General features: G+C 29.3%; 17 protein-coding genes. 7 read left to right on the top strand and 10 right to left on the bottom strand.

The annotated features are described in order from the left end of the window. Positions 1-19: 19 nt before the first annotated feature. Genes CAMP5118_RS02185 through CAMP5118_RS02215 form a run of 7 tightly spaced genes read right to left on the bottom strand, consistent with a single transcriptional unit; the run spans position 20 to position 4588 of the window. Complete coding sequence (locus tag CAMP5118_RS02185; RefSeq protein ID WP_263679458.1) at positions 20-427, bottom strand: exporting protein; 408 nt, start codon at positions 425-427, stop codon at positions 20-22. 29 nt (positions 428-456) lie between these two features. Beyond that, the gene (locus tag CAMP5118_RS02190; RefSeq protein ID WP_039618310.1) at positions 457-720 is read right to left on the bottom strand and encodes a DUF2018 family protein; all 264 of its coding nucleotides are present in this window, start codon (positions 718-720) and stop codon (positions 457-459) included. 3 nt (positions 721-723) lie between these two features. Then, positions 724-1350, bottom strand: coding sequence for an HAD family hydrolase (locus tag CAMP5118_RS02195; protein ID WP_337216508.1), 627 nt, complete (start codon positions 1348-1350; stop codon positions 724-726). After that, on the bottom strand, positions 1347-1679 hold the full coding sequence (locus CAMP5118_RS02200) for a hypothetical protein (RefSeq protein ID WP_263682261.1): 333 nt from the start codon (positions 1677-1679) through the stop codon (positions 1347-1349). Before CAMP5118_RS02200 ends, CAMP5118_RS02195 begins: the two co-directional genes overlap by 4 nt. Further along, complete coding sequence (locus CAMP5118_RS02205) at positions 1676-3301, bottom strand: cation:proton antiporter domain-containing protein (RefSeq protein ID WP_263663303.1); 1626 nt, start codon at positions 3299-3301, stop codon at positions 1676-1678. Before CAMP5118_RS02205 ends, CAMP5118_RS02200 begins: the two co-directional genes overlap by 4 nt. A 27-nt stretch (positions 3302-3328) precedes the next feature. Then, positions 3329-3703, bottom strand: a complete 375-nt coding sequence (locus tag CAMP5118_RS02210; RefSeq protein WP_039668403.1) for a heat shock protein transcriptional repressor HspR — start codon at positions 3701-3703, stop codon at positions 3329-3331. 12 nt (positions 3704-3715) lie between these two features. Beyond that, positions 3716-4588 (bottom strand): co-chaperone-curved DNA binding protein A, encoded by an 873-nt coding sequence (locus tag CAMP5118_RS02215; RefSeq protein ID WP_039628332.1) that lies wholly within the window; start codon positions 4586-4588, stop codon positions 3716-3718. A 150-nt stretch (positions 4589-4738) separates the two neighbouring features. Here CAMP5118_RS02215 and CAMP5118_RS02220 point away from each other — a divergent pair, with 150 nt between their 5' ends. The 7 genes from CAMP5118_RS02220 to CAMP5118_RS02250 are packed head-to-tail and all read left to right on the top strand — an operon-like array spanning position 4739 to position 11600. Beyond that, the gene (locus CAMP5118_RS02220) at positions 4739-6157 is read left to right on the top strand and encodes a DegQ family serine endoprotease (RefSeq protein WP_337216509.1); all 1419 of its coding nucleotides are present in this window, start codon (positions 4739-4741) and stop codon (positions 6155-6157) included. A gap of 12 nt (positions 6158-6169) precedes the next feature. Beyond that, positions 6170-6844 carry a response regulator transcription factor gene (locus CAMP5118_RS02225; RefSeq protein WP_120759067.1) on the top strand — a complete coding sequence of 225 codons (675 nt, stop codon included), beginning with the start codon at positions 6170-6172 and terminating at the stop codon, positions 6842-6844. Beyond that, a complete protein-coding gene (locus CAMP5118_RS02230; RefSeq protein WP_087700579.1) occupies positions 6841-8082 on the top strand; it encodes an ArsS family sensor histidine kinase in 1242 nt (413 codons plus the stop codon). Before CAMP5118_RS02225 ends, CAMP5118_RS02230 begins: the two co-directional genes overlap by 4 nt. Before the next feature lie 7 nt (positions 8083-8089). Then, a complete protein-coding gene (locus CAMP5118_RS02235; protein WP_337216510.1) occupies positions 8090-10117 on the top strand; it encodes an ATP-dependent helicase in 2028 nt (675 codons plus the stop codon). 54 nt (positions 10118-10171) lie between these two features. Continuing rightward, a complete protein-coding gene (tpx, locus tag CAMP5118_RS02240) occupies positions 10172-10696 on the top strand; it encodes a thiol peroxidase (protein ID WP_012661493.1) in 525 nt (174 codons plus the stop codon). A 39-nt stretch (positions 10697-10735) separates the two neighbouring features. Continuing rightward, a complete protein-coding gene (locus tag CAMP5118_RS02245; RefSeq protein ID WP_337216511.1) occupies positions 10736-11341 on the top strand; it encodes a Crp/Fnr family transcriptional regulator in 606 nt (201 codons plus the stop codon). 58 nt (positions 11342-11399) lie between these two features. After that, positions 11400-11600, top strand: coding sequence for a YgaP family membrane protein (locus CAMP5118_RS02250; RefSeq protein ID WP_012661495.1), 201 nt, complete (start codon positions 11400-11402; stop codon positions 11598-11600). Here the strand turns inward: CAMP5118_RS02250 and msrA are convergent. From msrA to hypE, 3 genes are read right to left on the bottom strand one after another with little or no spacing between them, the layout of a single operon-like run. Continuing rightward, complete coding sequence (gene msrA, locus CAMP5118_RS02255) at positions 11597-12103, bottom strand: peptide-methionine (S)-S-oxide reductase MsrA (RefSeq protein WP_337216512.1); 507 nt, start codon at positions 12101-12103, stop codon at positions 11597-11599. The genes CAMP5118_RS02250 and msrA overlap by 4 nt on opposite strands. Then, entirely contained in the window at positions 12093-12458 is a 366-nt protein-coding gene (locus tag CAMP5118_RS02260) for a hydrogenase maturation nickel metallochaperone HypA/HybF (protein ID WP_337216513.1), read from the bottom strand. Before CAMP5118_RS02260 ends, msrA begins: the two co-directional genes overlap by 11 nt. Continuing rightward, positions 12458-13429, bottom strand: coding sequence for a hydrogenase expression/formation protein HypE (gene hypE, locus CAMP5118_RS02265; protein WP_337216514.1), 972 nt, complete (start codon positions 13427-13429; stop codon positions 12458-12460). The genes CAMP5118_RS02260 and hypE overlap by 1 nt, the downstream gene beginning before the upstream one ends.

Raw genomic sequence — 13429 nt, forward strand, 5'->3', positions numbered from 1 at the left:
TATTTTATTAAATTTTACTTTAGTTTTGATTAAGAGTGGCTTTTCTAGGGTCTAAAAATTCTACTTCTAATTTCTTATCTCTATCTTCTATATACACAGTAAAAATAGCCTCACCTTTTTTAAAATCACTAAATTCAAGTATCAATCTTGCTCTATCTATATGAGGATTTTTATAATCAGGCACTAAGGTTTGATCAACCCAGTTTAAATTTCTTCTTAAAGACATCACAAATTGTCTAGGGTATTTTTTATACTTTGAATGAACAATGATATTAGTTTGATCAAATAAAGTCCATGAGAAGTCAAAATAATAAATCTCATCAGGGTAGTCAATTTCTTTTATTTTTACACTTGCTTTTTCATCTTTACTCAGGGTAAATTTATAAGTATAATCAAAAAATACTTCAGCCTTTAAAAAGTTAAACATCAAAAATAAAGATAAAAGTAAACGCAAAATCAACCCTCATGCCCTAAAATTTCAGCACTTAAGCCTATGTAAAAATCATTTTTTCTCTCATCTATTAAGAGTGAATTTTCCATTTGAAATTGCGCTACATCGCTTTCATTTAAATTATTTTTTTCTAAAAGCTCTATCATAGCGATATGATCGGCTAATAATTTTTCTAAAACATTTTCCAATGCACCTAAATTTGCATATTTTATTGTTTCAATAAATTTTTCTTTAGGGCTTTTTGCAAACATTTCATCAAAAATATCCATTTTTTAACCTTTCATGTGAGTTTGAATTTTTTCTATTAAAGTAGTTTTATCGTTAACTTCATCTAAGTCTTTAGTTTCTTTTTGCCAAGAAATATGTATATAATCCATCTTAGCATTTTTAGCACAAAGTCTGTCTTTTAAACTATCGCCTATAAAAATACTTTTTTCATATTTTGCTTCATCTGCGATTAATCTTAGCATCATAGGATCAGGCTTAGCTTCTATACCATAACTAACACCTAGTATTTTATCAAAATATGAAAGAATGTTTTGTTTTTTTAAAATAGGCACCAAGCTTTCTTGAGGTGCATTAGTAGCTATAGCCAGATAACAATCGTTTTTTTTACAAAATTCCAAAACCTCAAGCACACCATCAAAAAGCACCACACTTTGATCATAATGCTTAATAAAATATTTCTCATAACCTTCTTTAAAGCTAGTATGTGAGTAAGTATCAACCCCATAAAAAATCTTAGCATAATTTTGCCCAGGAGTATTGATAGTATCTAAAATAAACTCTCTTTTTAAAGGTTCTAAATTTAAATCCGCTCTTATTTCATTTACTGCATATACTATAGCATTAGCACTATCTATAAGCGTGCCATCCATATCAAAAATTACATTTATCAATATTCATCCTTAAATTTAATTTTATGTTTGTCTTTTTTATAACTTTGATTATTTTTTAGCTTATACAAAGCATTAGCTTTTGAAGTTAAGGTTTTTTGGTCTAAACTCTCATCTAAACACTCATTTACAAAAAGCTCTAAAGCTTTAGTATAAGTAGAATCCAAAAACACCGCTTGAACTTTTTCAAAGATTTTAGCATTTTTTTGCATTCTTTCTCTAAAAAGTGTTAAATCAAAATCTTCCCTTTTTAAAGCATTCACAGCAGAGTTGGTAAATTTTTCCAAAGCTCTTACATATTTAACTCTCAAAGCTTTTTCATCATTTTTCATTCTGCTGCACTTGTATTGATTCTACATTGTAATGCTTCTTGTACTAAATTTCTAGCTATTGAAGCTTCAGCATCTACAATGTGTAAATGTTTATCAGTGTGTGGGAAAATGATCTTAGCACCTGTACCACTTGTTTTTAAAACCGTTTGTATGGGTTTATTGAAATTAGAAAGCACTTGATAGAGCATATCAAGTTTAGCTTCATTGCTTATGGTTATAATAGCAACTGAGCATTCTTCTATATTAGCTACCTTTAGTGTTTCTACTTGCGCTACACTAGCAAAAAAAACATTCTCATTTCTGCTACGCCCAAGCTCAACTAAATTTAAATCACTTTCTAAAACTAGATATGGAATACCTGTTTTTTTGATCTTTTGCACCACTTCTTGACCTAATCTTGTATAACCAAAAATGATAAAATGATCTTTCATTTTTTGATCACACAGATAAAATTTAGCCATATCATTTTGCTCACCTTCGGCTGCGTTGGCTATTTTTCTAAGATTATTTAAAATAAAAGGTGTTGCAACCATAGTGATGATAGAAACTATAATAAAAATTTGTGCTGTTTTTTCATCTATAAGCGAATTTACTTGCATTAGTGAAAACACCGCTAGAGCAAATTCTCCAATTTGAGAAATACTCAAAGCAGTTTTTAAAGCTACTCTTTTTCTCGTATAAAGGATTAAAAGACCATAAATTACTACAAATTTTATCAATAACACCAAGCTTACAAAAACAAAAATCAAAAACCAATTTTCAAAAACTATATGAAAATCAATTTGCAAGCCAACACTGATAAAGAAAAACCCTAAAAGTAAATCCCTAAAAGGAACTAAATCTGCTTCTATTTTATGTTTATATTTAGTTTCAGCGATCAAAGCTCCAGCTATGAATGCTCCAAGCGAGTAAGAAAAACCAAAAGAATGTGCTAAAAAGCTTGCTCCTATTACGGTAAAAAGTATAGTAGCGATGAAAATTTCATTTGCATTGGTCTTAATGATAAATTTTAAAACATAAGTAAAAAGGTATTTGCCTATAAAATAAAGCAAAACAAGTAAAATCACAGCACTGACTAAGGTTGTAAATAAAAGCTTTGAAATATCAGCGTTTTGAGAGCTAAATATATCAATCATTAACAGCAGTGGTATCACAGCAATATCTTGAAAAAGCAAAATTCCCAAAGCTTTTCGGCCATATTCTTCATTGATATCGCCACTATCATTAAGTATTTTTAAAACTATAGCTGTGGAGGATAAAGCTAGGGCAAAACCTGCTATCATTGCTATATGGTTTGCTATACCTAAAATATAAGTTACAAGTAAAGTACAAACCAAGCCACAAGTTAGCATTTGTAAACTTCCATTTAAAAACACTTCTTTTTTCATTGCTAAAAGGTGTTTAAATGAAAATTCAAGCCCTATGGTAAACATTAAAAAAACTATACCAAACTCAGCCACATGGATAATGATTTCATTCGTGCTAAAACCATAAAATTCGCGCACAAACAAACCTGTGGCTATATAGCCTATAATGGTTGGAATTCCAAATTTTTTAAGTATAACATTAAGTACGACAGCAACTGCTACTGCAGTTAAAAATAAAGTTATAAAAGCATCCACTCACCAACCTTTTTTTGTAATGTTTTATTATTTTATTTTTTCTAAAAAAATTAAGTCAAAATTGCTTCTGTGTTTTACTACTGCTCTTGATTTTGAAGGATTATCTCTTCTATCAAGTTCTAATCTTAATTCTTCAATGGTATTTTCAAACTCATCAATTTTTGTTTTTAGTTTTAAAATCACATCAACACCAGCTAAATTAACTCCAAGATCTCTTGTTAAGCGTAAAATCATTTTGATTCTATCTATATCTTTTTGAGAATAAAGTCTCATTTTGCCATCGGTTCTACTTGGTTCAACCAAACCTTCTTTTTCATATTGTCTTAGAGTTTGTGGGTGTATGCTTAAAACCTTTGCAACAACACTTATAAGATACACCGGTTCATCATAACTATGCTCCATTGCATACTCCTTTTAAGGTAATTTTTCTTCTAAAATTTTTACAAATTCAGGATCAAGGCTATTAATATCAGGTATTTTTACATTTAAAATTAAATACATATCTCCATAAAGATCTGTTTTTCTATTTTGCACCCCATAGCCTTTAAGTCTGATTTTTTGATTGTTTTTAGAATTTGGCGGTATGGTGATTTTAACTTCTTTTCTTGGGGTATGTACGCTGATTTTATCTCCAAAAAGTGCTGTTTTTAAGCTAATTTCAACTTTTTTGTATAAATCATCATCTTCTCTTTCGTATTCATCGCTTTTTTCAAGCTCTACCTTTAAAATCAAATCTCCTTTTTGTCCTTGAAAGCTTTTTCCCTTACCTCGTATGCGTAGCTTTTCGCCATCTTTTATACCATGTGGAATTTTGATTTTAACTTGTTCGTTGTTGATATTTATAGTATGTTCACCACCTAAAATTCCTTTTTCAAAAGGAATTTTAACACTTGCTTGTAAGTCTAAATCCTCTTCAAAACCCCCAAAACCCCCAAAACCACTTCTAAAATTATTACTAGAGCTAAAGCCTCTGCCGAAACCCCCAAAGCCTCCGCCAAAAATATTATTCAAAATATCATTGATATCAGCTCCGCCTGCATTTCTTGAAAAATCATGAAAACTTTGCCCACCAAACATAGAATCACCATATCTATCATATTGAGCTCTTTTTTTCTCATCACTTAAAATTTCATAAGCGGCGTTAATTTCTTTAAATTTTTCCTCAGCACCTGCTTCTTTATTGATATCTGGGTGGTATTGTCTTGCTAATTTTCTATAAGCTTTTTTTATTTCATCTGCGCTAGCATTTTGCGAAACACCTAGTGTTTCATATAAACTATTACTCATTTTTTTATTCCTTATTTTTTATAAGATTATACCATAAACTTTAGTCTTAGTCAATCAAGTTTTATAAGTTTTAAAACTAAAGGTTTTATTTACAATTGCGTAAAAATAAAATTTTATACTTGTGTAAATTGATTTTACAAAGGATAATACATGAAAAAAACTATGGTTCTTTCTTTGGCGTTGGCAACTAGTCTTTTTAGTGCTAGTATTGATTTTAAACAAGCAGATGATAATGTAAAAAGATCTTTACCAACTGATAATCAAAATACTATACTCTCTTATCATGATTCTATACAAAAAGTTAAAAATTCAGTTGTGAATATCTCAACTTCTAAAACCGTTCAAAGTAATTCCTTTGGGATTGATGATTTTTTCAATGATCCTTATTTTAAACAATTTTTTGGTTTTGATTTTCCACAAGCTCCAAAAAGTAAAAAAAATAAAAAAGAAGTAGTAAGTTCGCTTGGATCTGGTGTAATTATTTCAAGCGATGGTTATATTATAACAAATAATCATGTTATAGAAGATGCTGAAAAAATTACTGTAAATTTACCTGATTCTAGCACTGAATATAAAGCTAAATTAATCGGGGCTGATCCTAAAACAGATTTAGCAGTGATAAAAATAGAAGCAAAAAACCTACCTGCTGTGGTTTTTGCTGATTCGGATAAATTATTAGAAGGTGATGTAGTATTTGCTCTAGGTAATCCTTTTGGTGTTGGAAGTAGTGTTACAAGTGGGATTATCTCAGCTTTAAATAAAAACAATATAGGTTTAAATCAATATGAAAATTTCATTCAAACGGATGCTTCAATTAATCCTGGAAATTCAGGTGGGGCTTTAGTAGATAGCAGAGGGGCTCTAGTTGGGATAAATTCAGCCATACTTTCAAGAAGTGGAGGAAATAATGGTATAGGCTTTGCAATCCCTTCTAATATGGCAAAATCTATTGCACAAAAACTTATCGAGCATGGAAAAATAGAAAGAGGATATTTAGGTGTAGTTATAGGAGCTTTAACTCAAGATATTAAAAAAGCTTATATCAATCAAGAAGGAGCTTTAATAACAGAAGTTCAAAAAGACTCAGCAGCTTATAATGCGGGATTAAAAAGAGGTGATTTGATTATAAAAGTAGATAAAACTGTGATTAAAAGCCCTATGGATTTAAAAAATTATATAGGAAGTATTGATCCAAAACAAGCTATAGAGGTAACTTATGAAAGAGATAATAAAGTTAAAACAGCTAAATTTATGCTAAAAACAGATGAAAAATCGCTACAATATGAAAAAGATTATATTGATGGTTTAAAATTAGTAGAGCTTGATTCTAAAAATAAACAACAATACCGCATACCTGAAAATATTAGTGGTATTTTAATCACTGAAGTTACTCCAAAATCAAAAGCAGAAAAAATAGGCTTTGAGCAAGGTGATATTATTATAGGTATTGATCAATATGAAGTTTCAAATTTTAAAGAATTATCTAAGGCTTTAGAATTAAATAAAGGCAAAGAATATGTTAAAATTTGGATTAATAGAGGTGGTATGGTTAGAGCTTTACTTTTTTAAGAAAGGAAGAAAATGACAAATATTTTAATGATAGAAGATGATTTAGAATTAGCTGAGATTATAGCTGAATATTTAGAGCAATTTGATATGAAAGTAGATATTGCTCATGAACCTTATATAGGTCTTTCAAGACTTGCTTTAAATCCTTATGATTTAATCATTTTAGATTTAAGCTTGCCTGGACTTGATGGACTTGAAGTTTGTGAAGAAATTCGTAAAAAATATGATACACCTATTATCATTTCAAGTGCAAGACATGATATTAGTGATAAGGTTACAGCTCTTGATTTGGGTGCAGATGATTATTTACCAAAACCATATAATCCTCAAGAGCTTCAAGCAAGGATTAAAAGTCATTTAAGAAGAATTTCAAATACAAAAACCGCTCAAGCTCAAGTTAAAAAAGATCTTGTATATGATAAATATAAACATACTATCACTATGAAAGATCAAGAAATTAGCTTTACCAATGCTGAATTTGATATTTTGAGTTATTTAATTAAAAAAGAAGGTGGAGTAGTGAGTCGTGAAGAACTTGTGTATAATTGTAGCTCTATTAGTGAAGATTCTAGCAATAAAAGTATAGATGTAATCATTAGCAGAATCAGACAAAAAATCGGAGATGATCCTAAAACTCCAAAATACATTCATTCAATCAGAGGTATAGGGTATAAATTAACTCAATGAATAAATCATCAATTTTTTATACCATAACCTTTGTTTTTTTGCTTGCTAGTGTTAGTGTGATTTTGGCATTTTTATGGCTTATAAAATATGATCAGCAAAATTACACTAATGAGCTTAATGCGAAATATTCTTTTATAGCTAATGCAAGATTATTGTATTTTAACCATGTAATTAGCGAAAAAGAATTTTATGAGCAAACAAAAAATTACAAAATGATAGAACTAACAACCCCATCTTCTATAAGAAAAATCATCTACAAAGCTGAAACCATAGCACGCGCTCAAACTAGCACAGGTGTAGTTGAAATCATTACTTTAGAAGATAATGTATATTTAAAAATCATTTTTGATGGTAAGCTTTATTTGTACAAAGATTTAGAATATCAAGGTTATCGTTATTTTGTGATTAAGCTTATTGCTAGTATAGTGGTAATGGTTTTATTGATTTTATATATTTTTATCATTAGAAAATTAAAACCACTTAGAGCTTTAAAAAGACAAATAGATAAATTTGGCGAAAATAAACTCAATGAAATTCAAAATGTCAGTAAAGGCAATGATGAAATTTCTCAAGTAGCAACAGCCTTTTATGAGTCTATTTTGAGAATTCAAAAACTAAACACTTCAAGGCAATTTTTCTTAAGAAATATTATGCATGAGTTAAAAACACCTATTACTAAAGGTTTAATTACTTTAGAAATGCTTGAAGATAGCAAATATAAAGAAAGATTAGTGGGTGCTTTTAATCGTTTGGAAATTTTGATTAATGAATTTGCAGCCATTGAACAAATTACTTCAGGTGCTGGTTTGATTAATTTAAAAAAATACAATATCTTAGATCTTTTAGATGAAGCTAAAGATATAGCTATGAGTGATGATGAAAAAGTAAAAATTAGTATCAAAGAAAGTTTTAGCGTCAATGTGGATTTTAAACTTTTTACTACTGCGATGAAAAATATGATAGATAATGCAACAAAATACTCTGATGAAAATTGCGTTACTATAGAAATAACTAAAGATTATCTTTGCTTTAAAAACAAAGGAAAAGCCTTAGATAAAGACTTGAAATACTACACTCAAGCTTTTACGCAAGGAAAGAAAAACAAAGATAGTTTTGGACTTGGATTATATATTGTTAAGACTATTTTAGATTCTCATAAACTTACGCTTTATTATGAATATAAAGATGGTATCAATCATTTTTATTTTAATGATATACAAAATATAATTTTAAACTAGGAAGCTCATGCCCTTATCGCGTTTAAATGAAGAACAATACAAAGCTGCTAGTGCTCCTTTTGGACACAATCTAATCATAGCAAGTGCAGGCACAGGTAAAACTTCAACCATAGTTGCAAGAATAGCCTTTTTACTTCAAAATAATATAAAGCCTGAAAAAATTATGCTTCTAACCTTTACAAACAAAGCTAGTAAAGAGATGATTGAAAGACTTAGTAGGTATTTTGATAAAAGCATTACTTCAAAAATCACAGCAGGAACTTTTCATAGTACTGCTTATTCTCTACTTAAAGAGTTAAATCATGATATTATTTTAAAACCTGCGAGTGAGCTTAAAATTCTTTTGCGTTCTATTTTTGAAAAACGCACTTTTCATCATTTAAGCGATACTAAACCTTATATGCCAAGCTATTTGTATGATGTGTATTCTTTATTTCAAAACACTAATGCAAATTTAGATGAATTTTATAATTGGTTTTGTCAAAATTATGATGAACAAGCTGTTTATGCTGAAATTTATGAAGATATTTTAAAAGAATACGAAGAAGAAAAAATGCGTTTTAACTATGTGGATTTTAATGATTTATTGATCAAATTAAAACATGTTTTAGCTTCACATCATTTTGAATTTGATGAGATTTTAGTAGATGAGTACCAAGATACTAATACTTTACAAGGTTCATTAATTGATGCTTTTAAAAGTAAAAGTTTATTTTGTGTGGGGGATTATGACCAAAGTATTTATGCTTTTAATGGAGCTGATATTTCTATTATAGGAAGTTTTAAAGATAGATTTATCGATGCAAATATTTTTACTTTAAATAAAAACTATCGTTCTAGTAAAAATATACTTGCACTAGCTAATAAAGTGATTTTAAACAATGAAAGATTATATCCTAAAGAATTGATTGTAACTAGAGAAGGAGATTTTAAAGCACCAAGTTTGCTAACTTTCAATGAATTATTTGATCAATACTCCACCATAGCAAAAATAATCTTACAAAGTGGAGTTAATCTTGATGAAATCGCTGTTATTTTTAGAAACAATTCTAGTGCAGATGGAGTAGAAGTTGCCTTGAGAGAACTTGGTATAGCAAGCAAAAGAAAAGGCGGGGGAAGTTTTTTTGAAAGCTTGGAAGTTAAAAACTTTTGCTCTATGCTTGCAATCGTGCTTAATCCAAAAGATATCATGGCTTTTATACACTTACTTGAATATACCAAAGGAGTTGGTGGGGTTTTAGCAAAAGATATTTTTGATGCTTTATTAAAATTAGGACATTCTAGTTTGATTAAAGGTTTTTTAAATCCTGATAGTAGTGTGAGTTTAAAAAAATACAAAAAACAAAGTTACCAACTAGGACTTTTTGATGATATTGAGGAGCTAGCCTCGCCTTCAAGATTTAATCTAAAAAGTGAATTTAACACCCACCCTATTTTAAGCCTTCCTAAAATCAACGAGCTTTGTGCGAAAAATCTTGAAAAAATTTATCTTTTTATTAAAAAAGCAAGTGAGTGTAAAGTTTCAACTCAGCTTGTAAATTTGATCTTAGAAAATGATTATTTTAAAGAAATTTGTGATATTTTAGCAACCAAAAGAGCGACTAATAAAAACTCCAATGTTGACTTAAATAAAAAAAATGAAATTTTAGAAAAAATCAACGCAAAAATGTTTGTATTAAAAGAACTTGCTAAAAATTACAGTGATAATTATAAATATTATAATTTTCTTACTCTTGGTGCTAGTGAAATGAGTAGTGGTAGTGGGGTTAATCTTTTAAGCATACATGCTAGTAAGGGGCTTGAGTTTGAGCTTGTATTTGTAATTGATCTTGCACAAGGAAGATTTCCTAATCAAAAACTCATGAGCATGGGTGGAAGTTTGGAAGAAGAAAGAAGGCTTTTTTATGTAGCAGTAACTAGAGCTAAGGATACTTTATACTTAAGCTATGCAAAATACGACAAGATTAAAAAAAGCAATTATCAACCTTCATGTTTTCTAATCGAAGCAGGTATGTGCAAAGAAGAACAAAAATAAGACTTTATTAATCTTTTTATATTATGATTAATAAAAATCATTCAAGGAGAAAAAATGAATAGTGTATTATTCAAAGGAAATAAAGTAAATCTAAAAGGAAACAACATCCAAGTTGGCGATATGGCTCCAAATATCACCTTAAAAGCTAAAGATCTTTCAGGTGTTGAAATTGCTCCAAAAGGCAAAACTCAAATTATTATCAGCGTGCCAAGCCTTGATACTCCAGTATGTGCAACTGAAGCTAGAGAATTTAATAAAAAAGCAGCAGCAAGTGGTGTAGAAGTAATCGTAGTTAGCATGGACTTACCATTTGCTATGGGTCGTTTTTGCTCAACTGAAGGTATAGATAATTTAACTGTTGCAAGTGATTTTGTTTCTAAAGAATTTGGTGAAAAATATGGTGTTTTAATGGCTGATGGTCCACTTGAGGGAATTTTAGCTAGAGCAGTGTTTGTAGTTAAAGATGGTGTGGTTGCTTATAAAGAATTAGTAAATGAAGTAACAGAACTTCCAAATATGCAAGCTTTAGAAAGCTTCTTTGGTCAAAGTTGTGGATGTGGTGGTTGTGGTTGCCACTAAAATTTAAAAGCCTTTTATAGGCTTTTAAAATTTAAAAACATGGAAAATTTTCTTTCTCATTTTGAAATAGAAAAACAAGATCTCAAACTTATACAAGAGCACTTACAAATAATAAGCATTGAAAAAGACTTTAAGGTCAATGATAAATGTTTAGGATTTATAAAAATTTTAAAAGGCGAGCTTAGAGCTTTTATTCTAACTCCAAATGCAAAAGAAATAACACTTTTTCATCTTAAAGAAAATGATGAATGTATTATTTGCTCTGAGTGTAATATGGATGGCATATCTTATGATGTTTTTATACAAAGTACTCAAAATACAAGTATAGCCATCATCCCCTCATCGATTTTTCAAATTTTAAAAGAAAAATACCCAAAAATTAATAATTATGTTTTAAGTTTAATCACTAAGCGTTTTAATACCTTAATCAAAGTTTTAGAACAAGCTTTATTTATGCCTTTATCTTCTAGAATTTGTGATTTTTTAAAAGAAAATGCTAGTAACAATACTTTAAAAATTACCCATGAAGCTTTAGCTAATCACTTAGGAAGCGCCAGAGAGGCCGTTTCAAGAATTTTAAAAGAATTAGAAAAAGAAGGTAAAATCAAACTTGAAAGATCTAAAATAATACTAATTTCTTTGTAACTTTATCACAGAAATACTTTTAAAATTTATTTATAATATCAACAAAAAAGGAGAAATTATGAGTAAATTAGAAAGAGTGCTAAGAATAGCTTTAGCCATAGTGGCATTTTCTTTAGGAGTTTATTTTTCAACTTGGTGGGGATTATTGGGTTTAATTCCTTTATTAACAGGTATTTTTGCTGTTTGTCCTATAAGAGTGCTTAGTGGAAAACAAGCTTGTCCACTTGGGGTTTGTCCTATTTCTAAAAAGAAAAATTAGGAATGATTTACTAGTTTTTCTAGCTTTGGTGTAATGACAAATCTACAATAAGCTTGGCTGGGATTATTTTTAAAATATTTTTGATGATAATCCTCAGCCTTATAAAATTTTTCTAATTTTAAAACTTGTGTAACTATAGCTTTAGCATAATATTTTTGTGCTTTTTGTAAAAAATCACTAATGATTTTTAACTCCTCATTAGTTTGATAAAAAACAACTGATCTATATTGTATCCCCTCATCAGCACTTTGTTTATCTAAGCTTGTTGGATCATGCATTTTGAGAAAAATTTCTAAAATTTTTTCTAATGAAATTTGTTTTTCATCATAAATTATCTTAGCTACTTCTATATTTTCATCGCCATTTATCACGCTTTCATAATTTGGATTTGGCTTACCACCGCTATAACCTACTTCTGTATAAACTACGCCTTTAATTTCATCAAACACAGCTTGAGTACACCAAAAACAACCCGCACCTAAGATGATTTCTTTATTTGTCATTACTTTCTAAATCCTCATTTTCTTTTAAAACAAGTTGCATAAGATAAAGTTCTTCTCCATCTATGATTTTTAAATCTTTATCTTCGCATTTTGGGCACCAAAAGATATTATTTTCAAGTACTCCGCTAAAATGGCATTTTTGACACTCAACTACTACTTCTTGGATATGCATAATAAATTTAGCATTTTTACACAAAGGACTATTTTCTTTAAAAGTTTCAAAGCTTCTTTGTAAAAGTGGAGGTTCAACCCCGCTTAAGCGCCCTATTTTAACATGCACTTCTTCAATAATTTTTCCTTGAGCATATTCTTCGCAAAGCTCTAGCAATGATTCTGTAATACTTAACTCATGCATTAGCAAATTCTTGGCAAAAGTTCGCCTTTTGGAGCTTCTAAAATGCGTTTTGCTCCATAAGCATTTTCTAAAACCACTCTTGCTTTTTCATTAGCTGTGATTTCACCTATAATAGCTGCATTAGCATTGAATTGTTTTAAAATTTCTAATGCTTTTTGCTCATCTTTTTTATCTACACAAATAATAAAAGTTCCTTCATTTGCAAGCTCATAAGGCTCATATCCAAAAAGCTCACAAACCCCTAAAACTTCATCACAAACTGGAATTTTTTCTTCATATATTAAAAGCTCTAAATTACTTAATTTAGCCCATTCATTTAAAACCGCACTAAGTCCACCACGCGTAGCATCACGCATTGCTTTTATAGAAATATCTGCATTTAAAAGTGTTAAAACTTCATCTTTTAAGCTTTTACAATCACTTTGGATATTTGCCTCTAAATTATTTCTTTCAACCAAAACTGCACAACCATGAGCTCCAATATCCCTTGAAACTAAGATACTACAACCACTTTTTAAGTCTTTGGTATTGATTTTTTGTATATTTTTACCTATACATGAAGTATTAATATATATTTCATCGCCTTTATTTTTAGGAACAACTTTGGTATCCCCACAAACTAGTTTTACTCCTGCTTTATCACATTCTTCTTTTATAGATTTTAGTATAATTTTTAACTTTTCTATTTCAAAACTCTCTTCTAAAATCAAAGCTAGTGATAAATATAGTGGTTTTGCTCCCACCATTAATACATCATTTACGCTACCACAAACTGCTAATTTTCCTATATTTATATCTTTTAAAAAGATAGGATTTAGTACAAAAGAATCGGTGCTAAAAGCTAAATCATCTAAAATAGCAGCGTCATTTGCTTCTTTTAAAACATCATTTTCAAAAATAGAAAAAATTTCATTTATCAAAGCATTCATTTCTTCGCCACCACCACCGTGGGCTAGAGTAATTTGTTTCAT

Source organism: Campylobacter sp. LMG 7929 (assembly GCF_024723595.1).
Taxonomy (GTDB): domain Bacteria; phylum Campylobacterota; class Campylobacteria; order Campylobacterales; family Campylobacteraceae; genus Campylobacter_D.

Excerpts from the sequence above, each read along its gene's own strand:
- CAMP5118_RS02250 (WP_012661495.1), top strand. The coding sequence starts at position 11,400 with ATGAGTAAATTAGAAAGAGTGCTAAGAATAGCTTTAGCCATAGTGGCA.
- CAMP5118_RS02215 (WP_039628332.1), bottom strand. The coding sequence starts at position 4,588 with ATGAGTAATAGTTTATATGAAACACTAGGTGTTTCGCAAAATGCTAGC.
- CAMP5118_RS02230 (WP_087700579.1), top strand. The coding sequence starts at position 6,841 with ATGAATAAATCATCAATTTTTTATACCATAACCTTTGTTTTTTTGCTT.
- CAMP5118_RS02190 (WP_039618310.1), bottom strand. The coding sequence starts at position 720 with ATGGATATTTTTGATGAAATGTTTGCAAAAAGCCCTAAAGAAAAATTT.
- CAMP5118_RS02210 (WP_039668403.1), bottom strand. The coding sequence starts at position 3,703 with ATGGAGCATAGTTATGATGAACCGGTGTATCTTATAAGTGTTGTTGCA.
- CAMP5118_RS02260 (WP_337216513.1), bottom strand. The coding sequence starts at position 12,458 with ATGCATGAGTTAAGTATTACAGAATCATTGCTAGAGCTTTGCGAAGAA.
- CAMP5118_RS02245 (WP_337216511.1), top strand. The coding sequence starts at position 10,736 with ATGGAAAATTTTCTTTCTCATTTTGAAATAGAAAAACAAGATCTCAAA.
- CAMP5118_RS02235 (WP_337216510.1), top strand. The coding sequence starts at position 8,090 with ATGCCCTTATCGCGTTTAAATGAAGAACAATACAAAGCTGCTAGTGCT.
- tpx (WP_012661493.1), top strand. The coding sequence starts at position 10,172 with ATGAATAGTGTATTATTCAAAGGAAATAAAGTAAATCTAAAAGGAAAC.
- CAMP5118_RS02220 (WP_337216509.1), top strand. The coding sequence starts at position 4,739 with ATGAAAAAAACTATGGTTCTTTCTTTGGCGTTGGCAACTAGTCTTTTT.
- CAMP5118_RS02200 (WP_263682261.1), bottom strand. The coding sequence starts at position 1,679 with ATGAAAAATGATGAAAAAGCTTTGAGAGTTAAATATGTAAGAGCTTTG.
- CAMP5118_RS02225 (WP_120759067.1), top strand. The coding sequence starts at position 6,170 with ATGACAAATATTTTAATGATAGAAGATGATTTAGAATTAGCTGAGATT.
- msrA (WP_337216512.1), bottom strand. The coding sequence starts at position 12,103 with ATGACAAATAAAGAAATCATCTTAGGTGCGGGTTGTTTTTGGTGTACT.
- CAMP5118_RS02185 (WP_263679458.1), bottom strand. The coding sequence starts at position 427 with ATGTTTAACTTTTTAAAGGCTGAAGTATTTTTTGATTATACTTATAAA.
- hypE (WP_337216514.1), bottom strand. The coding sequence starts at position 13,429 with ATGAAACAAATTACTCTAGCCCACGGTGGTGGTGGCGAAGAAATGAAT.